Origin of the sequence: Streptomyces sp. NPDC003720, assembly GCF_042875075.1 — a bacterium.
Lineage (GTDB): Bacteria > Actinomycetota > Actinomycetes > Streptomycetales > Streptomycetaceae > Streptomyces.
The window spans coordinates 1-24,483 of sequence record NZ_JBIANZ010000021.1; the positions used below are offsets into that span (position 1 = coordinate 1).

Below are 24,483 nucleotides of genomic sequence, written 5' to 3' on the forward strand. Positions count from 1 at the left end.
GCCTTCGGCCGGGGGGACCCCCAGAGCACGCACCGGACGCCGCGACGCCCGCCCTGCGGGCGAACGACGCGACTTTGCGGACACGACCTAGGCCGCCCAGCGCCCCGCGGCGCCGTCGGCGTCCTTCAGTCGCGCCCTTCCGGCCGCTCGATCCGGCACAGGCAGAACGGGTGCCCGGCCGGATCGGCGTACACCTGGAAGTCCTTCTTCTCCCGGTCCGCGAGGTCCAGCGGCCGGGCTCCCAGCGCGAGGACCTTCTCGTGGGCCGCGTCGATCTCCGCCCAGGTCGACCCCCCGTCGAAGTCCAGGTGGAACTGCTGCGAGTCCCGGTCGGCGCGCGGCCACTCGGGCGGGGTGAACCCCTCGGCGCGCTGGAAGGAGAGCCGCGGCCCGTCGGGCACCCGCAGGACGACCCAGTCGTCGTCCTCGGCCTCCGGAGTGCCTCCCGCCACCGCCGCGTAGAACGCGGCCAGCGCGTGCGGGTCGGGGCAGTCGAGAACGACGCTACGCAGACGGGCGACGGCCATGGATCCTCCTGAGGTGAGGCGGTGTCAGCAGGCGCAGAGGCAGAACGGGTGCCCGGCCGGGTCGGCGTAAACCCGGAAGCTGGTCCCGCCCTGCTCGCCCAGCGGCTTCGCGCCCAGTGCCAGCACCCCCTTCTCCGCCTCGTCCAGGTCCTCCACCACCAGGTCCAGGTGGAGCTGCTGCGAGGCGTCGGCGGCAGGCCAGTTCGGCGGGACGTGCCCGGGGGCCCGCTGGAAGGCGAGCGCCTGCCCGCCCGGCACCTTCAGGTCCACCCACTCCGCGTCCGCTTCCCCCTCCGGGGTGCCGCCGAGCACGTCGGCGTAGAAACCGGCGAGCGCGTGCGGGTCGGGGCAGTCCAGGACGACCACACCCAGCTTGGCGAGAGCCATGACTTCCTCCACGACGTCCGAGTTACCGTTGAAACCGGTTATCCGGTAACGGTTACCGCATGCTCCCGCATGGCGGGTAACGTCGCAACCGGATTGCGGAGGTGAGTGGCGGACATGACCGAGCGATCGCCCGCCCCGGACGGCCTGGCGCTGATCGAGTCCCTGGTGAACACGCTCGACATCGGCAGCGGCCGGGACACGCTCGACACGGCCGGCGGCCGGGAGCCGTTCGGGCTCACCGAGGACGAACTGCCCGGCGCCGTCGCCCTGCGCGAGTCCCTGCGGGCCACCCTGCTCGCCCACGCCGGACACCCGCCGCACCGCGAGGTCACCCCGCTCGGCGAGCTGCTGGCCCACGCCCCGCTGCACGTCACCGTCGACCCCGCCGACGGCTCGGCGGCCCTCGCCCCGGCCGACACCGGCCCGCTGCTCTCCCGTGTCGCCGCGGCCGTCGCCGAGGCCCTGGTCGCGGGCACCTGGAGCCGGCTGAAGGCCTGCGCCGCCGACACCTGCCACTGGGCGTACTACGACCGCAGCCCCGCCGGCCGCGGCCGCTGGTGCTCCATGCAGGTGTGCGGAGCGCGCGCGAAGATGCGCCGCTACCGCGCGAAGGAGCCGCACACCACCGAGATTTCGACGGCCACATAGCCGCCCTGTGGGGCAGAATGCGGGAAGACGCCGGTTCGGCCGACTGAGCCTCGGCCGAACCGGCGTCCTCCTTGGAGCGATTGGCGCCGGCGCTATGCGGTCGGCCGGCCCATCGCCCGGTACGTCCATCCGGCCCGCCGCCACAGCTCCGGGTCCAGCGCGTTGCGCCCGTCCAGGATCAGCCGGGCCGCCGCCACCTCGCCCAGCGCCGCCGGGTCCAGCTCGCGGAACTCCCGCCACTCCGTCAGGTGCAGCACGACGTCGGCGCCCCGGACCGCCTCCAGGGCGGAGTCCGCGTAACCCAGCGTCGGGAAGACCTTGCGGGCGTTCGCCATGCCCTTCGGGTCGTACACGGTCACCTGACCGCCCTGCAGATGGATCTGCCCGGCCACGTTCAGCGCCGGCGAGTCCCGCACGTCGTCCGAGTCGGGCTTGAAGGCGGCGCCCAGCACCGCCACCCGCTTGCCCAGGAACGAGCCGCCGCCGAGCGCCTCCCGGGCCATCTCCACCATCTGGCCGCGCCGGCGCATGTTGATGGAGTCGATCTCCCGCAGGAAGGTGAGCGCCTGGTCCGCGCCCAGCTCGCCGGCGCGCGCCATGAACGCCCGGATGTCCTTCGGCAGACAGCCGCCGCCGAAGCCGATCCCGGCGCGCAGGAACTTCCGCCCGATCCGGTCGTCGTACCCGATGGCCTCCGCGAGCTGCGCCACGTCACCGCCGCCCGCCTCGCAGACCTCCGCCATCGCGTTGATGAACGAGATCTTCGTCGCGAGGAACGAGTTCGCCGCGGTCTTCACCAGCTCGGCCGTCGGGAAGTCCGTCACCACGAACGGGGTCCCCTCGCCGACCGGCGTCGCGTACACCTCGCGCAGCAGCTTCTCGGCCCGCTCGCTGCGCACCCCGACCACGATCCGGTCCGGGTGCAGCGTGTCCTCGACCGCGAAGCCCTCGCGCAGGAACTCCGGGTTCCAGGCCAGCTCCGCGTCCGCGCCGGCGGGCGCGTGGTCCGCGAGGTAGGCGGCCAGCCGGTCCGCCGAACCCACCGGCACGGTCGACTTGCCGACCACCAGCGCCGGGCCGCGTAGATGCGGGGCGAGCGAGGCGACGGCCGCGTCGACGTACGACATGTCGGCCGCGTACTCGCCGTGCCGCTGCGGGGTGTTCACGCACACGAAGTGCACGTCGCCGAACTCGGCCACCTCGGCCCAGTCGGTGGTGAACCGCAGCCGCCCCGAGGACCCCTCGAAGCCGGCCACGTGCCGGCGCAGCAGCTCCTCCAGTCCCGGCTCGTACATCGGGGTCTCGCCGCGCTCCAGCATGGCGATCTTCTCCGGCACGACGTCGAGTCCCAGCACCTCGAAGCCCAGCTCGGCCATGGCCGCGGCGTGCGTGGCGCCGAGATAGCCGGTGCCGATCACGGTGATCTTCAGGCTCATGGGTGCGCTCCAGCTCGGGGACTCGGTCATGCGGTGCCTGAGCATAGTCGGGCCGCCCACCGGGCAATTTCCCAGCTGTCGCCAAGGTCACGTAGGCGGGTTCCGGGCGGCCTACTAAAATTTGAGTTACTTAACGGTAATTAGCGTCAGTATCACTGCGTCTTTGGAGCGTGAGAGACCGTGGCCGGAACGGCTGACTTCGACCTGTACCGCCCGTCCGAGGAGCACGACATGCTCCGGGACGCCGTCCGTTCGCTGGTCGAGGCGAAGATCGCGCCGTTCGCCGCGGCGGTCGACGAGGAGGCGCGCTTCCCCCAGGAGGCGCTCGACGCGCTGGTCGCGAACGACCTCGCCGCCGTGCACGTCCCCGAGGAGTACGGCGGCGCCGGCGCCGACGCGCTCGCCACGGTCATCGTGATCGAGGAAGTGGCCCGCGCCTGCGTCTCCTCCTCCCTGATCCCCGCGGTGAACAAGCTGGGCTCCCTGCCGGTGATCCTCTCCGGCGGCGAGGAGCTGAAGAAGAAGTACCTGACGCCGCTCGCCAAGGGCGACGCGATGTTCTCGTACTGCCTGTCCGAGCCGGACGCGGGTTCGGACGCGGCCGGGATGAAGACCAAGGCGGTCCGCGACGGCGACCACTGGATCCTCAACGGCGTGAAGCGCTGGATCACCAACGCGGGCGTCTCCGAGTTCTACACGGTGATGGCGGTCACCGACCCGAGCAAGCGCTCGAAGGGCATCTCGGCGTTCGTCGTCGAGAAGTCGGACGAGGGCGTCTCCTTCGGCGCCCCGGAGAAGAAGCTCGGCATCAAGGGCTCCCCGACCCGCGAGGTCTACTTCGACAACGTCCGCATCCCCGCCGACCGCATGATCGGCGAGGAGGGCACCGGCTTCGCCACCGCGATGAAGACCCTGGACCACACCCGCATCACCATCGCCGCGCAGGCGCTCGGCGTCGCTCAGGGCGCCCTCGACTACGCCAAGGGCTACGTCCAGGAGCGCAAGCAGTTCGGCAAGCCGATCGCGGACTTCCAGGGCATCCAGTTCATGCTCGCGGACATGTCGATGAAGATCTCGGCGGCCCGCGCCCTCACCTACCAGGCCGCCGCCGCCTCCGAGCGCGGCGACGCCGACCTCACCTACCTGGGCGCCGCGGCCAAGTGCTTCGCCTCGGACACGGCGATGGAGGTCACCACCGACGCCGTCCAGCTCCTCGGCGGCTACGGCTACACCCGCGACTACCCGGTGGAGCGCATGATGCGCGACGCGAAGATCACCCAGATCTACGAAGGCACCAACCAGGTCCAGCGCATCGTCATGGCGCGCAACCTGCCGTAGCCGACGCGGATCCACGCACTCCGGAAGGCGCCCCGCGGGGCGCCTTCCGTCTGTTCCGGGGCGCCTTACGACCGGTCGGTCACATGCGGGCGGGGGCGGGTGGGCGTAGGACAGAAGCACACGGGACCCGGTCGGGGTCCCAGCCTTCCCAGGAGGAGCCATGACCCAGCCCGGAACCATGACCCCGATGAGCAAGGAGATGCAGGACTGCGTCGAGGCCTGCATGGCGGCGCACACCATGTGCGAGGAGGCCATGAGTTCCTGCATGCACATGGGCGGCCAGCCCCAGATGCAGATCATGCGCGCGCTCATGGACTGCTCCGAGATGACGCGCATGTGCTCCGACATGATGATGCGCCGCTCGCCCATGGCGCAGGAGATGTGCGCGATGTGCGCCAAGGCCTGCGACATGTGCGCCGAGGCGTGTATGTCCATGCCCGACGACCAGCAGCTCATGCGCTGCGCCGAGGCGTGTCGCCGCTGCGCGGAGATGTGCCGGACGATGGCGGGCGCCCGGATGTGATCCGGAGCGCCCGCGTGTGATCAAGGGCACCTTCCTGGTGCCCTTGATCGTTTGTGCGGCAGGCTGGGCGCATGACCGAGACGGATGCGACGGCCGCCTTCGACGCCGCCGAACGGACCATGTGGGCCGGGCGGACCGAGGCCTACGCCGGGAGCTTCGGGCGCCTGTGCGCCCACACCGTGCCCGCCCTGCTGGACGCCGCCGGCGTCGGCGCGGGGACCCGGGTGCTCGACGTCGGCACCGGTACCGGGACGGCCGCGCTGGCGGCGGGGGAGCGGGGCGCGCTGGTGCGGGCCGTGGACGCCGATCCCGGGATGGCCGCCGAGGCCCGCCGGCGCGGGGTGGCCGCCGAGGTGGCCGTGCTTCCCGTACTCCCCTTCGCGGACGGCGAGTTCGACGCGGTCGTCGGCAACTTCGTGCTCAACCACGTGGGCCGTCCGCGTACCGCCCTCGCCGAGCTGCGCAGGGTGCTGCGGCCCGGCGGGCGGATCGCGGTGACGCTCTGGGGCGCCCGGCGCGGGGGCGGGCAGGAGCTGCTGGGCGCCGCGTGCGCGGCGGGCGGCGCCGTACCGCCGTCGTACCTGCCCCGCCTCGCCCCGGACGAGGACTTCGAGCGCACCCCTCGCGGCCTGGCCGGACTGCTCACGGAGGCCGGCTTCGGCGGCGCCGGGGCGGAGGAGCTGGAGTGGGACCACCGGGCGACCGTCGAGGAGTGGTGGGGCGGCGCGGCCGGTGGGGTCGCCACCGTCGGTCTCGTCGTGACGTCGCAGGACGCGGAGACCACGGGCCGCATCCGGCGCGAGTACGAGCGGCTGTGCGCCCGGTACGACGATGGGGAAGGGCGGCTCGCCCTTCCCCATGTCGCGCTGCTGGCCCGCGGGACCGCCTAGTTGCCGGAGACGGTCACCTTCTCGTCGTTCTTCAGCTCGTCCACCAGGGTCTTCACCTTCGCCTTGTCCCAGACGAGGTTGCCGCCGGAGGAACCGGAGACCGGCATGTTCATGGACTTGCCGTCACCGCCGCTCACGCCCTTCATCGCCCAGAACATCGACGCCAGGTCCCACAGGCTCATGTCCTTGTCGACCGTGAGGGAGTCCAGGCCGGCGCCCATGGTCGGGTAGAACTTGAACGGGTTGAGGACCGTCGACGGGGTGGCGACCTGGTGGGCCAGCGCGGACAAGAACTTCTGCTGGTTCTTGGTGCGCTGCAGGTCGCTCGCCGCGAAGGCGTGCCGGGTGCGGACGAAGGCCAGGGCCTGCTCGCCGTTCAGGGTCTGCTTGCCGGCCTTGAAGTCGGCGCCGGACCACTTGTCCTTGAAGCCCTGGTCGAGGGTCATCTCGACCCCGCCGACCGCGTCCACGATCTTCGCGAAGCCGCCGAAGCCGATCTCCACGTAGTGGTCGATGTGCAGGCCGGTGTTGAACTCGACCGTGCGGACCAGGAGCGTCGGGCCGTCCTCGGCGTAGGCCGCGTTCAGCTTCGTGTGCCGGCCCTGGTTCGGGTAGACCTTCCCGGACGTCGACCCCTTGTAGGAGGGGATCGCCACGTCGGAGTCACGCGGCAGCGAGATCAGGGTGTCGCCGTTGCCGCCGACGTGCAGGATCATCATCGAGTCGGTGCGCTGGCCCGGCGCCGAGCCCGTGTGCAGCTTCTTCTTGTCCTCGGCCGTCATGCCCTTGCGGCTGTCGGAGCCGACGATCAGGTAGTTCGTGCCCTCGCCGGTCTCCGGCCGGTCGATGACCTTGGAGAGGTCGACGTCCCGGTTCAGCTTGGAGTCGGCCCAGAAGTAGGTGGCCACGGATGTGACGACGAGCACGGTCACGAGCGTCAGAGCCGTCAGCTTGATCCGCCGCCGCCAGTTCGGGGCCGGACGCGGGCCCCTGCCGTAGGGCTCCTCGGGGCCGCCCGGGCCGCCTCCGCCGTAGACCTGGCCGGTGTTGTAGCCGCTGTCGTAGTCGTCGTAACCCTGGCCGTCGACGTACGAGGGCTGCTGCGGCACCCCGGCGCCGTAGGGCGCCGACGAGCCGGGCGTGCCGTAGGGGCGCTGGCCGGGCGGAACCGCCGGGCCGCGCCGCACCTGACGCATGACGCGGGCGCCTTCCGGCTGCACGCCGCCGCTGCCGCGTCCGTAGCGCGGGCCGCGGTTGTCGTCGGACCATCCCTGGGGCCAGTCATTCATGCGCCCCAGTGTGCAGGTCGGGGCCGTGGGCCCCACAAGGGTTGTCGGAAAATAAGGGCGCCGCTGTTGCGAAGCTGACACAAATTCCGTGAATGTCACTTCGTCATAAGGTAGGGGTCATGACAGATCAGGCCCCGGACGCGGATCCGGACATCCCGGGCAAGCCCACATCCGCTTCCCGCACCACGCTCAGCCACATCATGACCCACAACGACACCAACCTGCTGGGGACGGTGCACGGCGGGGTGATCATGAAGCTCGTCGACGACGCGGCGGGCGCGGTGGCCGGCCGGCACTCGGGCGGTCCTGCCGTCACCGCGTCCATGGACGAGATGGTGTTCCTCGAGCCGGTACGCGTGGGCGATCTGGTGCATGTGAAGGCCCAGGTGAACTGGACCGGCCGGACCTCGATGGAGATCGGCGTGCGGGTGCTCGCCGAACGCTGGAACGAGTCCGCCCCGGCCACCCAGGTCGGCTCCGCCTATCTGGTCTTCGCCGCGGTGGACGCCGACGGCAAGCCGCGCCGGGTGCCGCAGGTGCACCCGGAGACCGACCGCGACCGCCGCCGCAACCAGGAGGCGCAGATCCGCCGGACCCACCGCCTGGCCCGTCGCCGCGCGATCCGCGAGCTGCGCGAGCAGCGGGCGGCGGAGGGCTTCGAGGACTGATCCGGCGCGGGTCCCGCCCGCGCCGGTGAGCCGTTCGGCGGCCCTGCCCGGTCAGCCCTCGGGGCACACCACCTCGTTGCCGCGCAGCACGCTGTGCTCCGGCCGCGCCGGGTTCCCGGCCCGCACCTTGCGCACCTTGCCGGCGTCCAGGAAGTCGGACCCGGTGGTCACCTTCATCAGCGGCCCCTGCCCGCGCACCGCGCGCAGCTCGCTGCCGGGCAGGGCGGCGGCCAGCGAGCGGGCCGAGCGGTCCCAGCGGGGGTCGTAGGAGATCACCGTGCGCGTGACGTCGTGGGCGGCCGCGGTGACCGGCCGGCGGGTGGCGGCGAAGCCGGCCGCGGCGAGCGCCGCGTCGAGCCGTTTGGCGACCCCTTCGGTGCGGGTGCCGTTCTCCACCTGGACCCGGATCTGCCGCGGGTCGACCTCCACCGGGGCCGGTCCGGCGGCGGGCCGCGGCCGTTCCGCGCTGAGCGGTTCGTCCTCGCGCAGCGCCGCGAACAGCCGGCCGGACGCCGCGTCGTCCCACTTCAGGGTCGAGCCGAGCCCCTTGACCTGGTAGTTCATCTGCCCGATGGGCACGGTGGTGAACTCGGAGGAGGACGGCGAGAAGTTCCGCATCGCCCGCCCCAGGTCGAGCAGCTCGTCGGTGCCGAAGCCCACGTCGGCGCGCACCGAGCCGAGCACCGCCCGGGTCACGTCGCGGAACCGCATGGGGTTCAGCAGCACTCCGGAGGAGGTGGCCCGGTCGATCAGCGCGGCCAGGAAGCGCTGCTGCCGTTTCATCCGGCCCAGGTCGCTGGCCCCGTCGACGTGCCGGGCGCGGACGTACTGCAGCGCCTGCCCGCCCTTGAGGGTGTGGGTGCCGGGCGCGAGGTCGAGTCCGGTGTACGAGTCCTTCAGCGGTGCCGCGGTGCAGACCCGGACGCCCCCGAGCACGTCCACGGTCCGCATGAAGCTGGTGAAGTCGACCTCCAGATAGTGGTCGATCTTCACACGGGTCATGTTCTCCACGGTGCCGATGGTCAGCCGGGGGCCGCCCTCGGCGTAGGCCGCGTTCAGCCGGGCGGGGTGCGCGGCGCGCTGCCGGCCGGTGGCCGGGTCGGTGTGCGCGGGCACCTCGGCGTAGGAGTCGCGGGGCAGGCTCACCACGCTGGCCCGCTCCCGGTCCGCCGAGATGTGCACGATCATCATCGTGTCGGTGCAGTGGCAGGGCTGGCCGCCGAGGTGGTAGGCCCGACGCTCCCGGTCGCCGATCTTGTCGCGGCCGTCGGTGCCGACCAGCAGGACGTTCGTGCCGTGCCCCGCGCTGGGCCGGTTCTTCATGTCCTTGAAGGCGTCGACCCGCGTGATGCCGGCGTCCAGGCTGGTGACGACCGCGTGGCCGATCCCGGCCGAGGCGAGGACGACCACGGACAGCGTTGTCACCGCCCGCATAGCCCAGCGCGGCCGCCTGGGCCGCATCGCCCGTCCGGCCGGCCGGACGGACCTGGGCGGCCTGGGCGGCCGGGGCGGCCTGGGTACGCGGGGGGACGGCTGCGGCCGGCGTTGCGGCCTGGGGGCGTCTCCCGCGCCCTTGGCGGCGGGGGAGGGGGACCGTGGCGGGCTGGGCAATGGGAACCTCCGGACGACGGCCGTACGTGGGATCCGTGAGCACGGTAGGCCGATACGATCCTCAGCCCGCCGATCGGCCCCGGCGGCGCGCACCGGTGTCCCCCGTTCGCGGTAACGTGAGCCCCCTATGAACACCAAGCCCGACGTGCGGCACCCCGCCGTGTCTGTGATCATGCCCGTCCTCAATGAGGAGCGGCATCTGCGCGGGGCCGTCCAAGCGATCCTCGCGCAGGAGTACGCCGGCGAGCTGGAGGTCGTGATCGCCCTCGGTCCGTCCACGGACCGCACGGACGAGATCGCCGCCGAGCTGGTCGCGGAACATCCCCGCGTACACACCGTCCCGAACCCGACCGGCCGCACCCCCGCCGCGCTGAACGCGGCGATCAAGGCCTCCCGGCATCCGATCGTGGTCCGCGTCGACGGCCACGGCATGCTCTCGCCGAACTACATAGCCACCGCCGTCCGGCTCCTGGACGAGACCGGCGCGCAGAACGTCGGCGGTGTCATGCACGCCGAGGGCGAGAACGACTGGGAGCACGCCGTCGCCGCCGCGATGACCTCGAAGATCGGCGTCGGCAACGCGGCCTTCCACACCGGTGGCCAGGCGGGCCCCGCCGAGACGGTCTACCTCGGGGTGTTCCGCCGCGAGGCCCTGGAGCAGCAGGGCGGCTACAACGAGGAGTTCATCCGCGCCCAGGACTGGGAGCTGAACTTCCGCATCCGTGAGGCGGGCGGCCTGATCTGGTTCTCGCCGGAGCTGAGGGTGTCGTACCGGCCGCGGCCCAGCGTGAAGGCGCTGGCCAAGCAGTACAAGGACTACGGCCGCTGGCGCCACGTCGTGGCCCGGTACCACGAGGGCTCGATCAACCTGCGCTATCTCGCCCCGCCGACCGCGGTGTGCGCGATCGCCGCGGGTCTCGTGGTGGGCGCCGCCCTCACCCCGTGGGGTCTGGTGATACCCGGCGGCTACCTGGCGGCGATCCTCGCGGGCTCGGTCCCGGCGGGCAAGGGGCTGCCCCTCAAGGCCCGGCTGCAGATCCCGGTGGCCCTGGCGACCATGCACATGACGTGGGGCTGGGGCTTCCTGACCAGCCCCAGGTCACTGGCGAGGCGCGTGATCGCCTCGCGGCGCCCGGCGGTGCTCGAACCCCGCTGACGACGGCACACGAAGAGGGCCCCGCCTGTCCGAGGCGGGGCCCTCTTCCCGTCCGCTCGGCGCACTACCACCGGTAGGGCTTGTACACGTCCATGCACTTGGAGGTGTCCGAGCCGTTGAGGGCGTCGGAGTTCTCCGGCACGTCACCGGCCTCCGGGGCCGACTTCTTCGGATAGGCGGAGCCCGTCCGCCAGTCCGCGCCCACGACGACGGTGACGCCGGACACGTCAGTCGACCGCTTCACCTGGCTCGCCGGGATGCCCAGCGCCTTGGCCACGGCCTGTGCGTCGCCCTGCAGGTCGGCGCTCGGGTAGCGCACGACGGTCTCGTCCGCCGACACGGCCGCCGAGGTGTCGGCGGCCGCCCTGCCGTACCCGTGTCCTACGAGGACCTCGCCGATCGCGCGTGCCCGGCCCGGCACCGCGGCCCCGGACGAGGACTGGGTGGCGTTCTGCACGAGCACCCCGAGTTCGGCCGCGTCCATCGACGGGGACTTGGCCGGCTCGTCCTTGCTCTTCTTCTTCGCTTCCTTGCCGTTCTTGTCGAAGGGCACGTCGTCGCGGAGCATCTGCCACATCCTGTCGGCGCCGCCCTTCTCCGGCACCACGTGCTGCCCGTTCACCGGGTCCTCGACGTTGGGCATCGTCACCGACGTGATGCGGTTGGTCGGCACCGACTTCAGCTCCATGCCGAGGTCGTAGAGCTTCTTGACGGTGCCGATCTCCTCCGACACGGTCAGCGACTTGGTGGCCGCCTCGGCCAGGTCCGTCAGCCGGCCGGTGTCGGTGAAGATGTTCTGCTGCTTCAGCGTCCGCAGCATCGAGTTCAGGTACATGTGCTGGGCGCGGGCCCGCATCAGGTCGCTGCCCCAGGCGTGCCGCGTGCGCAGCCACTGCAGGGCCTGCACGCCCTTGACCTTCTTCCGCCCGGCCTTCATCTTCAGCCCGGAGCCGCCCGGCTGATCGGGCGTCGGACGGTCCCAGACGTTCTGGTTCACACAGACCTCGACGCCGCCGATGGCGTCCGCCATCCGCACCACGCCGGAGAAGTCGATCGTCATCCAGTGGTCGATGTAGACCCCGGTGAGATTCTCCCAGGTGGCCAGGGTGCAGCCGGCGCCGCCCCGGGCCAGCGAGGTGTTGATGATGCCGTTGGTGGCCGGATACGTCCTGCCGGTCTTCGGGTCCTCGCACTTGGGGATGTCCACGCGGGTGTCCCGGGGAATGCTCACCATCGCGGCGCTCTTGCGGTCCGCGGAGAGGTGGATGAGCATCTGCACGTCGCCGAGCGGCGGATTGCCCCGGTTGTTCTTGCTGCCGCCGAGCTTGACGTTCTCGGCGGAGTTGCGGCTGTCGGAGCCGATCAGCAGGATGTTCAGCGGAGTCTGGCCGGCCGCGTTCGGACGGGTGCGCTGCGCCTTGGAGTCGTCGGCGCTGGTCCGCCGGCCCTTCTGAATATTTCCGTTCAGATGCTCGTAATACAGATAGCCCGCACCCGCGGTGCCGATTATGACCACGGCCAGCACGGTCGCCGACCAGCGCAGCGCGCGCCGCCGGCGCGGCCGCCGGTCCGTCCCCGGGCCGCCGCCGCGGCGCCCGCCGCCATGCCGTCCGGACCCCTCCGGCGCGCCCGCCGTTCGCGGCGTGAGCGCCATCGTGTCCTCGACCGCAGGAGGCTCCCCCCGAACACCGCTCTGCGACAACTCCCCGCCCTCCCCCCACTTGCGCCAAGCAGCGGGCCCGTCCCGCGTCGGGTTAGACGCACGACGGGCCCGTTGGGTTACCTGTGAACGACGCTGAACTATGAACTGCCTTGACTGTCAACTTCCTGTGTCCCGGACCGCCTTGGCTACGAGGCGCACTGCACCTTGTCCGCCGTGGACTGGCCGTCGACCTCGGGCGCCTTCGTCGGGGCGGTCAGGGACACGCCCGCGCCCTTGAAGTCCTTGCCCAGGGTCAGCGTCATCGCGGGCAGCCCCTGGGAGTTGGTCACGCTCTTGCCGGGCTTCAGCGCCGAACCGGACAGGCCCATGACGGCGGCCAGCCTGCGCGCCTGAGCCGCCTGGCCGGGCGCGTACTCCAGCGTGGTCCTGCTCAGCTGGGCCGGGGCGTTGCCCCCGTTCTCCGACTTGAGCACGCCCGCGGTGTTCTGCAGCCAGTTCAGCTCGGCCTGGGCGCTGCCCGACGGGGCGCCGCCGTTGAGGATCCGCACCCGCACCTCGGAGGGGTCGGACTTGGTGCCCTTCAGCCGGGCGGCCGCCTCGTCCTTCGCCTTGGCCTTGGCCGCCTTCTCCTTCTTCTTCACGGCGGTGAAGGAGACGTCGTTGTTGATGGCGTCGAAGACCGCGGGCCCCTTGGCCTCGTTGACGATCACCGTCTTGTGCACGACGCCGTCGGCCGGGTTGTCGAGGACGGGGACCGTCAGGAACGTGATGTTCTTCGGCGGCACCTTCTTCAGCTCCAGCGCCACGTCCTTGAGCGTGCTGACCGAGTTGATGCCCTGGTCGACGGTCAGCGCCTTGGTGGCGGCCTCCGCCAGCTTCACCAGCTTGGTCGGGCTGGTGAGGGTGTCGCTGGAGGACATCTTGCGCATCAGCGAGCCCATGAACTGCTGCTGGACCTTGATGCGGTCCAGGTCGCCCTGGTTGCCCCAGCTGTGCCGGGTGCGGACGAACGCCAGCGCCTGCTCGCCCGCGACCTTCGACGGGCCGGCGGGCAGGTCGAGGTGCGAGTCCTTGTCCTTGACGGCGTGCTTGAGGCACACGTCGACACCGCCGACCGCCGTCGTCAGCGTCTTCACCGCGTTGAAGTCGACCATCATGAAGTGGTCCGGCGTGATCCCGGTGACCGCCTTCACGGTGTTCATGGTGCAGCCCGGGTCCCGGCCGTCCTGTCCCAGGCTGGTGTTGAACCGGACGTCGCTGGTGCCGGCGATGATCTTCTTGCTGCCGTCGGGCTGGATGGTCTCGCAGTCCGGGACGTCCACGACCAGGTCGCGCGGGATGCTCAGCGCGGTGGCGTTCGTCCGGTCCTTGGCCACGTGCAGCAGGATGTTGGTGTCCGCGTGGCCGATGCTGCCCTTGTCGCCGTAGCCCTCGTTGCCCTTGCCGGTCCGCTTGTCGGTGCCGATGATCAGGATGTTGAAGGCGTCGTCCTTGCTGAAGCCGTCCTTGGCCGCGCTGGTCTCCGTCGTGGTGACGTTGCCCTCGAGGTGCTTGAGGTAGAGATAGCCGGCCGTGCCGACGGCGACGAGCACGAACGCCGTGCCGCCCGCGGTCCAGGCCAGCACCTTCTTCGCCGTCGACTTCTTCTTCACCGGCCGCCGGTTGCGCCGCCCCTGCGGCGGCTCCGGCTCGGGCTCGGCGCCGCGGCGCCTGCGCGGGCCCGGCACGTCCGCGCCGCGCGCCTGCCTCATCTCGCGCGTCCCGCCCGCCGCCGAGTCGCCGCGACCCCGAGCTCCGCCCCCGGCGGCCCGGTTGCCCGCTCTGCGCGGGCCGGGAACGGCCGACTGCGGAGCGGAAGGGCCCAGTCGCAATTCGTATTCGCCGGTGTTCGGATTGAGCACCCACTGGTCTGCGGGATCGATGTTGTCCGCCCGCCCACGGCCTTGCGCGTCCACGGTTGTCCGAATCCTCCGTCGGGGCCACGCGGCGCCTTCCCCCTCAAAGGCGCTCGGGTCTCGGTGAAACAGTGCACGACCCCAGGACAGACCTCGCGGCCGGGTGCACCGGATCGCTCACACTATCCGCCCAGTTCAGCGTCGAGCGACGGCGGTGACAAATTCCACGTTCCTACAACCGGGCAATCCCCCTCATATTTCCGAACAAAAGTTTGTAGGCCCGGCCGTGCGGCTCACTCGCAGGAGTGCTCGTCGGCGGTGTTGCCGCGGAAGGTGGGAGCGGGGGAGGGGGCATTCTTACGGTTTTCTTCCCCACCGCCGCCGCCGGAAGCCTCCCGGGAAACGGGTTGCACCGCGACCGGCTGGTCCGCCCGCAGTCGCGCGAACAGCTTCTCGGCCTCCGGCTCCACCAGTTGGTCGCGGTTGGCGTCGTAGACGTACGACCTGCGCGGCACCGTCAGGAACTGGACGTGGTCGGTGGGGATGTCGCGCAGTCCGCGCACCAACTGGTACAAACCGCGCAGACTCGCCAGTTCCGGATCGGTGGTGAGCGAGGAGGTCGCCGCGTCGAGCAGCGGGTAGAGCTTCACCGGGTTCAGCAGCACGCCGTTGCTCTGCACCTTGTTCACGAGCGCCCCGAGGAACTGCTGCTGCCGGTCGATCCGGTCGGTGTCGCTGCCGTTGCCCAGCGACTTGCGGGCCCGTACGTAACCGAGCGCCTGTTCCCCGTCGAGCGTCACCTTCCCGGCCGGCAGCCTGAGTCTGGCGGCCTTGTCGTCGATGGGTTCCCGCAGGCACAACCGCACCCCGTCGACGGCGTCCACCATCTCCTTGAACCCGCTGAAGTCGACCACCATGTGATGGTCGACGCGGATGTCCGTCAGCTTCTCGACGGTGCGGATGGTGCAGGCCGAACCGCCCACCTGGAAGGCCCGGTTGAACATCGCGAACACCGGCTCGCTGCGGCTGCCGTCCGCCTTGTGGCAGCCGGGGATGTCCACCATCAGGTCGCGCGGCAGCGAGACGGCCGTGGCGCTGCGCCGGTCGGCGGCCAGGTGCAGCAGGATCGTGGTGTCGGACCGCTCGCTGCCCACGTCCCGCCCGTACTCCCGGTTGCCCTGCCCGGCCCGCGTGTCGGAGCCGATCAGCAGGATGTTCTGCGCGCCCCGCACCAGCGACGTGGGTCGCTCCCGCTCGTACTCGGCGAGTTCGGCGGCGGCCGCCTCGTCGGCGGTGATGTTGCCGTTGAGCTTGGCGTAGACCACCCAGCCGATCCCCGACGAGGCCATCAGGAACGCGGTCACGCCCAGTGCAGTGGCCCACACCCAGCGCCGCCGGTGCCGCCGTGCCAGGCCCTCCCCGCCGGCCGATGACCCGAGGCCGGGTCCGAGGGGCTTGCCTGCGCTGTCGGGCACGTCCGGTCACACCCCTCCATGGCGTACGAGCGTCACGTGCTGCTCCTACGACGATGGCGGCAGGGGACCGGGGGAGCCGCCCTTTACTACTCCGTTCGGGTGACGGCGGCGGAGTCGGGCGGGCACGGAGGCGGTGCCGTCACCTAGGGGCTAGGGGCTAGGGGCTAGGGGCTAGGGGCTAGGGGCCAGGGGCCAGGCGCTCAGTGGCGGGACGCCGTCACCCGTTCGCTCTCGATCCGCTTGGCCAGGCTCTCCCCGTCCAGCCGGTCCAGGTTCCGGCACAGCACCACGGACCCGCCGACGGCCAGCGGCGCGTAGAGCCCCGCGCTCAGCCCGTCCCACGTGTCGTACGGCAGCCCCGACAGCAGCCGCGACCCGGGCCCCGTCAGATCCAGCGACGGCGCCTCGGACAGCGCCCGCTCGACCACCTCGGCCCCGCTGAACTCCGCCCCCGCGACGATCAGCGCGGGGTCCTCGGGGTCCACCGGGGCGAACGGCGCGAACCGGTCGCCCTGGCTCGGCGCCTCCACCGCGTAGTCGACGAACCCGTCCGGCGTCCGGGGGAACCGCCCGCCGAGCGGCCGCAGCGCGAGCGCGACCCGCTCGCCGCGGCAGGCCCGGGCCGCCTCCAGGGTGTCGGGCCCGCTCACCACGACATCGGCGGCGGCCGGGTCGCCGGCCATGTCCGCGACCGCCCCCACCGACGAGCAGGCGAGCAGCCAGACCGCCGTCTGCCAGTGGGCGGGCAGCAGCAGCGCGACCCGGTCACCGGGCTCGACGGACAGGTCGCCCTGCAGCAGGTTCGCGGTCTTGGCCACCCAATTGGCGAAGGTGGCGACGGACAGTTCCACGCGCTCGCCCGTGGCGTCGTCGTAGAAGGTCACCAGGGGGCGTCCGGCGTCCGCGGCGAGCGCGGAACGCAGCAGGTCGGCAGGGGTGCGATCGGTGGCGTTCACCCGCGCAAGAGTACGCCGGGGCGGCCCGGCGCACCGCGTGCCGGGGCCACCGGTTCGGCGCAACGGCCGCCGACGCACCGTCAGTTCCCCGATGGCGGGCCGCGGCGGGCGTGTCCAGGATCAAGGGCATGCGTGGATTCCTCAGCCTCCCGGTAGGCGCCACCTCGATCGGCGTCACCTGCGCGGCCGCCCTCGTCCTCCCGGCCGCCCTGCCCGCGACCGCCGCGTCCCCGCGCGCGGGGAGTCCGGCCGGGGCCGCGGTCCCGGGCAGCACCCAGTCACTGCCACTGGCCCCGCTCGACCAGGAGCGCACCCCGGGGAGCGCCCCCGAACAGGGCCTGTTCCGCACCGACGTACGGCACTTCTCGCTCGTCGGGGTGATCTGGGACGACCCGGACACCGCACTGCGCGGCGCGGTGCAGGTGCGCACCCGGTCGACGGCGTCCGGCAAGTGGTCCGGCTGGCAGGACGTCGATACGCACAACGAGGAGCACGGCGCCGACCCGGCCACCGCCGAACGCTCCTCCGGCCGGGTGCGCGGAGCCACCGCGCCGCTGTGGGTGGGCGACTCGGACGGCGTGGACGTACGGGTGCGCGCCGACGCGGCGCCGGGCCGCGCCGTCGCGGGCCGCGGCCGGGGCGGCGACCCGGGCCCGGCCCTGCCGTCCGGGCTGCGCCTGGAACTCGTCGACCCCGGCGGCGGGACGACGGCCCAGGGCCCGCAGGCGGACAGCCCCCGTACCCTCCCCGCGCTGAGCAGGCGCGACACCGAGCGCGAGATGGACCGGCTGTGGGCCGACGGCGAACTGGAGGGCGCGGACGTCGGCGCGCCCCGGGCCAAGCCCTACATCGGGCCCCGTCCGGGAATCGTGACGCGCCGGGGCTGGGGCGCGGACGAGTCACTGCGCGGGCGCGGCTTCGTCTACACGAAGAAGATCAAGGCCGCGTTCGTGCACCACACGTCCACGGGCAACAACTACTCCTGCTCGCAGGCCCCGTCCGTCATCCGCGGCATCTACCGCTACCACGTCAAGAGCATGGGCTGGCGGGACATCGGCTACAACTTCCTCGTCGACAAGTGCGGAACCATCTACGAGGGCCGGGCCGGGGGAGTGGCGAAGGCCGTCCTGGGCGCCCACACCCTCGGGTTCAACAGCAACAGCATGGGTGTCGCCGTCATCGGCAGCTACAACTCGAGCAAGCCGTCCGGCGCCGCCGTGAAGGCCGTCGCCAAGCTCACCGCGTGGAAACTCGGCCTCTACGGCGCCAATCCGCGCGGGAAGACATATCTGACATCGGGCGGTGGCAATCTCTACCCGAAGGGGAAAAGCGTACGACTCAACGTGATCTCGGGACATAGGGACGGATTCGCCACCGACTGCCCGGGCAAGCGGCTCTACGCCAAGCTCGGCTCGGCCCGTTCCAGCGCCGCGCGGTACCAGGGCCGCTGAGGCCGCGTCACGGCCGCCGTCGCGGCCGTGCGCGCAGTGGAGGGAATCCTGGCGCCGATCCCGCCGGACACCGCGCGGCCGGCGGAGGTGTCGCCGACCGGTCTGCATACACTGACCGGCCGAAACGAGAAGTTCGGCCGGTCCCGGCAGGAAGCAGAGACGACAGGTGACAGAAGCGATCCTCCTGGTCGGCGGCAAAGGCACCCGGCTGCGTCCGCTCACGGTGCACACGCCCAAGCCCATGGTCCCGGCGGCCGGGGTGCCGTTCCTCACGCACCAGCTCGCGCGAGCGAGAGCGGCGGGCGTCGAGCACATCGTCCTCGCCACGAGCTACCTCGCCGAGGTCTTCGAGCCCTACTTCGGCGACGGCGCCGCGCTGGGCCTGCACATCGAGTACGTCACCGAGGTGGAGCCCCTCGGCACCGGCGGCGCCATCCGCAACGTGGCCTCGCGTCTGCACTCCGGGCCCGACGACCCGGTACTGGTCTTCAACGGCGACATCCTGACCGGCCTGGACATCCGGGCCCTGGTCGACACGCACGAGTCGACGGGCGCGGACGTCTCCCTGCACCTGACGAAGGTGACGGACCCGCGCGCCTACGGACTGGTCCCCACCGACGGCACCGGCCGCGTGCTCGCCTTCCTGGAGAAGCCGCAGACGCCGGAGGAGATCGTCACCGACCAGATCAACGCCGGGGCGTACGTCTTCCGCCGCTCGGTGATCGACACCATCCCGGCGGGCCGTCCGGTCTCCGTCGAGCGCGAGACCTTCCCGGAGCTGCTGTCCGCCGGGGCCCACCTGCAGGGCATGGTCGACTCGACGTACTGGCTCGACCTCGGTACGCCCGCGGCCTTCGTGCGCGGCTCCGCCGACCTGGTCCTCGGCCGGGCCCCGTCGCCGGCCGTCCCAGGCCGCTGCGGCGACCGGCTGGTGCTGCCCACGGCCGTCGTCGCCCCGAACGCCAAGCTGACCGGGGGCACGGTGGTCGGCGAGGGCGCGTTCGTCGCGGACGGCGCCCGGGTCTCCGGTTCCACGATCCTGCCCGGCGCGGTCATCGAGCCCGGCGCCGTCATCACCGACTCCCTCATCGGCAGCCGCGCCCGGGTGGGCGAACGCTCCGTCCTCACCGGCACGGTCATCGGCGACGGCGCGGTGGTCGGCCCCGACAACGAACTCCGCGAGGGCGTCCGAGTCTGGTGCGACGCCCACATCCCCCAGGCCGCTCTCCGCTTCTCCTCAGACCAGTAACCCTCAGAGCCGCCCAAGCTGTGTGCGCCGGGCCCGCCCGGCTGCGGGCATGCGTACTCCGCCCAGCGAGGGACGCCGGGCCCGCCCCCGCTGCGGGCATGCGTGCCGCTAGGGGCGGCACGGGTGGGCGGTGGGGGTCCCCCCGCTCGAGCGAAGCCGAGAGTGGGGGAGGCACCCCGCGAGCGCGGGCGAGCGAAAACCCCTGGGCCGGCACCAACGCCGAGCACCTGACAAGCGCGGGCAAGCGAGGCACCTCCAGCCGCACCGTCGCCGAGCACCCGTCAAAGCCGGCCCAGCCCAGCGGAGCTCAAAGCAACCCGATATCCACCCGAGGCATCTTCGGCGCCCGCCGCCGCGGCCCCTGCCCACTGAGCAGAATCAGCCGGGCCGCCCGATGCCGCTGCCCCGCATAAGGCTCAAGCAGCCGCAGCATCTCCGCGTCGTCCGCGTCCCGGTTCCGCCCCAGCACCCACCCCACGATCCCCGGCAGATGCAGATCCCCGACGGTCACCTCGTCCGCCGCCCCGTGACTGCGCTGCACCACCTCCGCCGACGTCCACGGCCCGATCCCCGGCACGACCTCCAGCCGCGCCCGAGCCTCGGCCGCCGGCATCCCCACCGCCTGCTCCAGCCGCGCGGCCACCCGCACGGCCCGCAGGATCGTCGAGGCCCGCTTGTCGTCGACGCCGGCCCGGTGCCAGTCCCAGGAGGGGATCAGCGCCCACGTCCGCGCCGCGGGCATCACCCACATCGGCCGCTCGAACGCCCCCGCGGGGCCGGGCGCCGGCTCCCCGAACCTCCGCACCAGCAGGCGCCACGCACGGTACGCCTCGTCGGTCGTGACCTTCTGCTCCAGCACCGACGGGATCAGCGACTCCAGCACCAGCCCGGTCCGCGTCAGCCGCAGCCCCGGCCGCCGGTGCCGCGCCAGCGCCACCACCCGGTGCCGGGGCACGAAAGCGTCCGGATCGTCGGCGGCTCCCAGCAGCCCGGGCAACTGCTCCAGCAGCCACTGCGCACCCGGCCCCCACGCCTCACCGAGCACCTCGCCGCCGTACGCGCGCACCCGCAGCGTGCCCGGGCCGGCCGGTGTCAGGGTGGCCCGCCACACGGACCCGTCCGGCGTGGTCCGGAACGTCGGATCGCCCGGCCCGCGCCGCAGCGGACCGAGCACCAGGCCGAGGTCCAGCGGCCCCTCCGGCGTCCAGCGCCGCACCCGGGCCGGCCCCGCGGCCTGCCGGGGTATCCCGGCGGCGGGCACACCGACGTGCCCGCCGCGCACAGGCTTGGGGGCCCCTCCCACGCCTTTCGGGCTGTGGGGGAGCGTGGGACGCGGAGCGAATCGTCCTGCCACTGGTGGTTCCTCGGGGTGCCGGGCTGTCCTAAGAGACTAGGCGGTCGCCGGGCGTGCCGGACGCGACTTCGCCCACCGGCCTCACCGCACCTCGATGAACGCCTCCGCGCCCCGCTCCGGGCGCGGCCGCGGTTCCCCTGCCGGATGGCCCACCGCCACCGCGCCCATGGGGTCCCAGTCCGCGGGCAGTCCCAGCACCTCGCGCACCGTGTCCCGGCAGAACATCGTCGAAGACACCCAGGCCGAGCCCAGCCGCTCCCCGGCCAGCGCGACCAGGAGGTTCTGCACGCCCGCGCCCGTCGCGACCACGAACATCTCCCGCTCGGCGGCGTCCCGCCGCGCGTCGCCGTAGGTGTGCGAGCCGTCCATGACGAGGCACGGCACGACCAGGTACGGCGCGTTGCGGAGCACGTCCCCGCGCCGGACCCGCTTGGCGATGGACTCCTCGCTCTTGCCGTCCCGGCGCAGGTCGGCGATCCAGGCGTCCCGCATCGCGTCGAGCAGCCGCACCCGCGACTCCTCGGACTCCAGCAGTACGAACCGCCAGGGCGTGGTGTGGTGCGGGGCCGGCGCGGTGACCGCCGCGGCCACCGCGCGTCGTACCGCGCCGGGGTCGACGGGCTCGTCGGTGAAGGCCCGTACGGTACGGCGCTGGGTCACGGCCTCCCGCACCGCCTCGGACGTGCCGAGCCGGAACATGTCGTCCCGGGCGTCGCGCACCAGCGCCCGCGCCCCCTCGCCGTCCCCGCCGTCCACCACGTGGGGCAGCCCGCGGACCACGGCGACCGGGAGTCCGGCGGCCTTGCCCTTGACCAGGTCGCCCGCGGCGGCCAGTTCGTCGGCGGTGGCGACGACGGTGGCGCCGAGCGGGTTGCCGTGCGCGTCCGTGCCGCCGCGCAGGTCGTCCAGCACGCGCACCCCGGCGGCGCCGATCGCGACGTCGGTGAGTCCCGCGCGCCAGGGCCGGCCGAAGGTGTCGGTGACGACGACGCCGACCCGGACGCCGAGGGCGTCGCGCAGTCCGTCGCGGATCGCGCGCGCCGACGCGTCGGGGTCCTCGGGGAGCAACAGCACGGTGCCGGAAGGAGTGTTGGAGGCGTCGACCCCGGCGGCCGCCATCACCAGGCCCTGCCGGTTCTCGACGATGCGCAGGGGGCCGCGCCGGGCCACCACCCGCACGGTCTCCGCGTCGATCGCGGCCTCGCGGTCGTCCGCCCGGACGACGCGGCCCTCCGCCTTGGACACGATCTTGGACGTGACGAGCAGCACGTCCCCGTCGGCCAGCCCGGGCTCGGCGGCGGCGATCAGCTTGGCCAGGTCGTCGCCCGGCCGTACCTCGGCGATTCCGGACGGGGCCCAGACCCGGTACTCGGGGCGCTGACCACTCACGCTCCCCGCACCTCCTCGGCCAGCGCCAGCGCCTCCCGCGCCATCTGCGCGGCCGCGTCCACGTCGGTCATCATCAGCGGCACGGCCCGGCAGCGGATCCCGTCCGCCTCCACCCGCTCCACCACGCCCGCGTCCACGGTGTCGACCAGCCAGCCGTCCAGCAGCCCCGAGCCGTAGTGCTCGGCGACCGCGGCGGCCGTGGACTCCACGCCCACGGCGGCGAGCACCTTGTCGGCCATCCCGCGCACCGGCGCGTCCCCCACGATGGGGGAAAGGCCCACCACGGGCACGCCGGCCTCCGCGATCGCCTCCCGGACACCGGGCACGGCCAGGATGGTGCCGATGGACACGACCGGGTTGGACGGCGGGAAGAGGATGACGTCCGCCTCCGCGATGGCCTCCAGGACGCCCGGCGCCGGCTTGGCCTGCTCGGCGCCGACCGGCACGACCGCCTCGGCGGCGACCGAGGCGCGCAGCCGCACCCAGTACTCCTGGAAGTGGATCGCCTTGCGTTCGCCGTCGATGTCCACGGCCACATGGGTCTCCACGCGGTCGTCGGTCATCGGGATCAGCCGCACCCCCGGCTTCCAGCGGTCGCAGAGCGCCTCGGTGACCGCGCTCAGCGGAAAGCCGGCGCCCAGCATCTGCGTCCGCACGATGTGCGTGGCGAAGTCCCGGTCGCCGAGCCCGAACCACTCCGGGCCGACCCCGTAGGCCGCCAGTTCCTCCTTGAGGTGGAAGGTCTCGTCCGTCCGCCCCCAGCCCTGCTCCTCGTTGATGCCGCCGCCCAGCGTGTACATCACCGTGTCGAGGTCCGGGCAGACCTTCAGCCCGAAGAGGTGGATGTCGTCGCCGGTGTTGCCGATGACCGTGACGTCCGCGTCCGGCACGGCCCGCTTCAGACCGCGCAGGAACCGGGCACCACCGATGCCGCCTGCCAGAACCACAATGCGCATGCGCCGATTCTCGCAGGCGGGTGCGACATCGTGTCAGGCAGTCACCGGACGCGGTCCGGTCCGCGCCTCGCAGTGCGGGGAGTCGTGCATCGGCATCTCGGTCAAGCCCGGGTAGTAGACGTGCAGGCTCACCGCGGGCTCCAGCGCGTCGTTCACCACCTCGTGCACGTAGCCCGGCGCGAACACCCGCTGGGCGCCGGCCGCCAGCGCGCGCGTGCCCCGCCCGGTGCGCTCGGTCAGCGTCCCGTCCAGGACGGTGAGGACACCGGAGGAACGGCCGTGGTCGTGCGGTCCGCTGCCCTGCCCGGGCACCCAGGACAGCAGCCAGACCTCGTAGCCGGGGCCGGTGCGGAGCCGGTGGTACCAGCGGGTGGCGGCGTCGTAGCGGACGAGGTGCGCCCACTGGGAGCGGTCGGCGGCGATGGCGCGGGCGAGGCCCACGAACTCGGCGACGGTGGCGGGGTGCTCACGCGGCGGCTGGAGCAGGTGCGGGACTTCGAGGATGTCGCCGGCGATCTGGAGGTCGTTGTCGCTGTTCATCGGGTGAGGGGGTTCCTCGGCGGAGAGTGGGGGCTGGGTGTCGCTCTGCGTCCGCCCGGGTCGCGGGCGAGGAGAGGTGTCCCGGATGAGGGTCAAGGACAGGGAAACGCGGCCGAGCCGGGGTGGACTCGGGAGCAGCCGGAGCGCGATGGGCTCAACAGCTGGGACAGCAACAACAGCTACAGCGCGCGCGTGCGGCACCGAGGGACCCGGCGGTGCGGGTCGAGACGGGCGCCAAGTTCGCGAGCATGCCCACAAGGACACCGGCTCACACCCGGACTGTCAACTCGGCGCCCGGAAAGTGCGACATGGTTCACCTCATCCGGTTCATCTGTCAGGTGAAAGGTTTGTTCGCCCGGATCCCGGGACACATGGCGCACAACCGAGCGCTCGAGCCTCCCGGAACGAGATCGAACGCGGGGGCGTCCTTCTTCGTACAGGGAGCTGTGCGGGGTCCGCCGCCCCAACGGGCCCTTTTCTGTGTGTCAGGGTTTAAGGCGATTTGAACACTTTCCGCACGGCCTTGGTTCCGCAGAGTGAATAACGGGCTCAATAGCAGATCTCGGCTTGACTCGCCCGGAGCAGCACACTTGTAATTTCACTCGTGTCGTTCAGCCGAAATCGGTAGCGGCTACGCACGGGGACGTGGAGACAGACGAGGGGCGCACATGACCGAGCTGGTGCAGCAACTGCTGGTCGACGACGCGGACGAGGAACTCGGCTGGCAGGAGCGCGCACTGTGCGCCCAGACCGACCCCGAGTCCTTCTTCCCCGAGAAGGGCGGCTCGACGAGAGAGGCGAAGAAGGTCTGCCTCGCCTGCGAGGTGCGCTCCGAATGCCTCGAGTACGCCCTCGCCAACGACGAGCGCTTCGGCATCTGGGGCGGTCTGTCCGAGCGTGAGCGCCGCCGGCTGAAGAAGGCCGCCGTCTGACCGGCGCCCGGTCGCCCCTGCGGCCGCCGCACCGCCGAGCGGCCGGACGGCACCCCAGCACATGTCGCGAACGGCCCGTCGCCCGTGGGTTATCCACAGGCGGCGGGTCGTCCTCATGGTCAGCCGATAGTGTGGTCGCTCGTCCGAGAC

Annotated in this window: 22 protein-coding genes; 9 read left to right on the forward strand and 13 right to left on the reverse strand. The window is 72.2% G+C overall.

The window, feature by feature from the left end; all coding sequences use genetic code 11:
• Window positions 1-125 precede the first annotated feature (125 nt).
• The gene (locus ACFYU0_RS35180; RefSeq protein ID WP_389306482.1) at window positions 126-527 is read right to left on the reverse strand and encodes a VOC family protein; all 402 of its coding nucleotides are present in this window, start codon (window positions 525-527) and stop codon (window positions 126-128) included.
• 24 nt (window positions 528-551) lie between these two features.
• Entirely contained in the window at window positions 552-914 is a 363-nt protein-coding gene (locus tag ACFYU0_RS35185; protein ID WP_389306484.1) for a VOC family protein, read from the reverse strand.
• Window positions 915-1,028: 114 nt separating this feature from the next.
• Here ACFYU0_RS35185 and ACFYU0_RS35190 point away from each other — a divergent pair, with 114 nt between their 5' ends.
• The gene (locus ACFYU0_RS35190; RefSeq protein ID WP_389306486.1) at window positions 1,029-1,562 is read left to right on the forward strand and encodes a CGNR zinc finger domain-containing protein; all 534 of its coding nucleotides are present in this window, start codon (window positions 1,029-1,031) and stop codon (window positions 1,560-1,562) included.
• A 92-nt stretch (window positions 1,563-1,654) separates the two neighbouring features.
• Here ACFYU0_RS35190 and ACFYU0_RS35195 read toward each other — a convergent pair whose 3' ends face one another.
• Window positions 1,655-2,998: a UDP-glucose/GDP-mannose dehydrogenase family protein gene (locus ACFYU0_RS35195; protein WP_351665045.1), complete on the reverse strand. Its 1,344-nt coding sequence runs from the start codon at window positions 2,996-2,998 to the stop codon at window positions 1,655-1,657.
• Window positions 2,999-3,178: 180 nt separating this feature from the next.
• Between ACFYU0_RS35195 and ACFYU0_RS35200 the strand changes: the two genes are divergently transcribed.
• The 3 genes from ACFYU0_RS35200 to ACFYU0_RS35210 all read left to right on the forward strand — a co-directional run bounded on the left by ACFYU0_RS35200 (window position 3,179) and on the right by ACFYU0_RS35210 (window position 5,749).
• The gene (locus ACFYU0_RS35200) at window positions 3,179-4,336 is read left to right on the forward strand and encodes an acyl-CoA dehydrogenase (protein ID WP_351664677.1); all 1,158 of its coding nucleotides are present in this window, start codon (window positions 3,179-3,181) and stop codon (window positions 4,334-4,336) included.
• A 160-nt stretch (window positions 4,337-4,496) separates the two neighbouring features.
• Entirely contained in the window at window positions 4,497-4,859 is a 363-nt protein-coding gene (locus ACFYU0_RS35205; protein WP_351664675.1) for a four-helix bundle copper-binding protein, read from the forward strand.
• Window positions 4,860-4,930: 71 nt separating this feature from the next.
• A complete protein-coding gene (locus ACFYU0_RS35210) occupies window positions 4,931-5,749 on the forward strand; it encodes a class I SAM-dependent methyltransferase (RefSeq protein WP_351664673.1) in 819 nt (272 codons plus the stop codon).
• Here ACFYU0_RS35210 and ACFYU0_RS35215 read toward each other — a convergent pair.
• Window positions 5,746-7,038, reverse strand: coding sequence for an LCP family protein (locus ACFYU0_RS35215; RefSeq protein ID WP_389306489.1), 1,293 nt, complete (start codon window positions 7,036-7,038; stop codon window positions 5,746-5,748). The two genes, ACFYU0_RS35210 and ACFYU0_RS35215, sit on opposite strands and share 4 nt — an antisense overlap.
• 119 nt (window positions 7,039-7,157) lie before the next feature.
• On the opposite strand from ACFYU0_RS35215, the gene ACFYU0_RS35220 reads away from it, so the two are divergent.
• Complete coding sequence (locus ACFYU0_RS35220) at window positions 7,158-7,706, forward strand: acyl-CoA thioesterase (RefSeq protein ID WP_351664669.1); 549 nt, start codon at window positions 7,158-7,160, stop codon at window positions 7,704-7,706.
• 51 nt (window positions 7,707-7,757) lie between these two features.
• On the opposite strand, the gene ACFYU0_RS35225 is transcribed toward ACFYU0_RS35220, so the two are convergent.
• On the reverse strand, window positions 7,758-9,140 hold the full coding sequence (locus tag ACFYU0_RS35225) for an LCP family protein (protein WP_389306491.1): 1,383 nt from the start codon (window positions 9,138-9,140) through the stop codon (window positions 7,758-7,760).
• A gap of 304 nt (window positions 9,141-9,444) precedes the next feature.
• Between ACFYU0_RS35225 and ACFYU0_RS35230 the strand changes: the two genes are divergently transcribed.
• Window positions 9,445-10,473 (forward strand): glycosyltransferase family 2 protein, encoded by a 1,029-nt coding sequence (locus ACFYU0_RS35230; protein ID WP_389306493.1) that lies wholly within the window; start codon window positions 9,445-9,447, stop codon window positions 10,471-10,473.
• 64 nt (window positions 10,474-10,537) lie between these two features.
• On the opposite strand, the gene ACFYU0_RS35235 is transcribed toward ACFYU0_RS35230, so the two are convergent.
• The 4 genes from ACFYU0_RS35235 to ACFYU0_RS35250 all read right to left on the reverse strand — a co-directional run bounded on the left by ACFYU0_RS35235 (window position 10,538) and on the right by ACFYU0_RS35250 (window position 16,462).
• The gene (locus ACFYU0_RS35235; RefSeq protein ID WP_351664665.1) at window positions 10,538-12,127 is read right to left on the reverse strand and encodes an LCP family protein; all 1,590 of its coding nucleotides are present in this window, start codon (window positions 12,125-12,127) and stop codon (window positions 10,538-10,540) included.
• A 194-nt stretch (window positions 12,128-12,321) separates the two neighbouring features.
• Window positions 12,322-14,091 carry an LCP family protein gene (locus ACFYU0_RS35240; protein WP_389306495.1) on the reverse strand — a complete coding sequence of 590 codons (1,770 nt, stop codon included), beginning with the start codon at window positions 14,089-14,091 and terminating at the stop codon, window positions 12,322-12,324.
• Window positions 14,092-14,324: 233 nt separating this feature from the next.
• A complete protein-coding gene (locus tag ACFYU0_RS35245) occupies window positions 14,325-15,506 on the reverse strand; it encodes an LCP family protein (protein WP_389306497.1) in 1,182 nt (393 codons plus the stop codon).
• 200 nt (window positions 15,507-15,706) lie between these two features.
• On the reverse strand, window positions 15,707-16,462 hold the full coding sequence (locus ACFYU0_RS35250; protein ID WP_389306499.1) for a TIGR03089 family protein: 756 nt from the start codon (window positions 16,460-16,462) through the stop codon (window positions 15,707-15,709).
• A 128-nt stretch (window positions 16,463-16,590) separates the two neighbouring features.
• On the opposite strand from ACFYU0_RS35250, the gene ACFYU0_RS35255 reads away from it, so the two are divergent.
• Together ACFYU0_RS35255 and ACFYU0_RS35260 are read left to right on the forward strand one after the other, a co-directional pair.
• The gene (locus ACFYU0_RS35255) at window positions 16,591-17,913 is read left to right on the forward strand and encodes a peptidoglycan recognition protein (protein ID WP_389306501.1); all 1,323 of its coding nucleotides are present in this window, start codon (window positions 16,591-16,593) and stop codon (window positions 17,911-17,913) included.
• Window positions 17,914-18,079: 166 nt separating this feature from the next.
• The gene (locus tag ACFYU0_RS35260) at window positions 18,080-19,162 is read left to right on the forward strand and encodes a sugar phosphate nucleotidyltransferase (protein WP_389306503.1); all 1,083 of its coding nucleotides are present in this window, start codon (window positions 18,080-18,082) and stop codon (window positions 19,160-19,162) included.
• Between the two features lie 307 nt (window positions 19,163-19,469).
• Here the strand turns inward: ACFYU0_RS35260 and ACFYU0_RS35265 are convergent, their stop codons facing one another.
• The 4 genes from ACFYU0_RS35265 to ACFYU0_RS35280 form a co-directional block, all read right to left on the reverse strand.
• Window positions 19,470-20,516 carry a DNA-3-methyladenine glycosylase family protein gene (locus ACFYU0_RS35265; protein ID WP_389306505.1) on the reverse strand — a complete coding sequence of 349 codons (1,047 nt, stop codon included), beginning with the start codon at window positions 20,514-20,516 and terminating at the stop codon, window positions 19,470-19,472.
• An 81-nt stretch (window positions 20,517-20,597) separates the two neighbouring features.
• A complete protein-coding gene (locus tag ACFYU0_RS35270; protein ID WP_389306507.1) occupies window positions 20,598-21,905 on the reverse strand; it encodes a coenzyme F420-0:L-glutamate ligase in 1,308 nt (435 codons plus the stop codon).
• A complete protein-coding gene (gene cofD, locus ACFYU0_RS35275) occupies window positions 21,902-22,861 on the reverse strand; it encodes a 2-phospho-L-lactate transferase (RefSeq protein WP_351664649.1) in 960 nt (319 codons plus the stop codon). Before cofD ends, ACFYU0_RS35270 begins: the two co-directional genes overlap by 4 nt.
• A 33-nt stretch (window positions 22,862-22,894) precedes the next feature.
• Window positions 22,895-23,401, reverse strand: a complete 507-nt coding sequence (locus tag ACFYU0_RS35280; protein ID WP_351664647.1) for a cysteine dioxygenase family protein — start codon at window positions 23,399-23,401, stop codon at window positions 22,895-22,897.
• Window positions 23,402-24,069: 668 nt separating this feature from the next.
• On the opposite strand from ACFYU0_RS35280, the gene ACFYU0_RS35285 reads away from it, so the two are divergent.
• On the forward strand, window positions 24,070-24,333 hold the full coding sequence (locus tag ACFYU0_RS35285; protein WP_003975777.1) for a WhiB family transcriptional regulator: 264 nt from the start codon (window positions 24,070-24,072) through the stop codon (window positions 24,331-24,333).
• The last annotated feature ends 150 nt before the right edge of the window (window positions 24,334-24,483 follow it).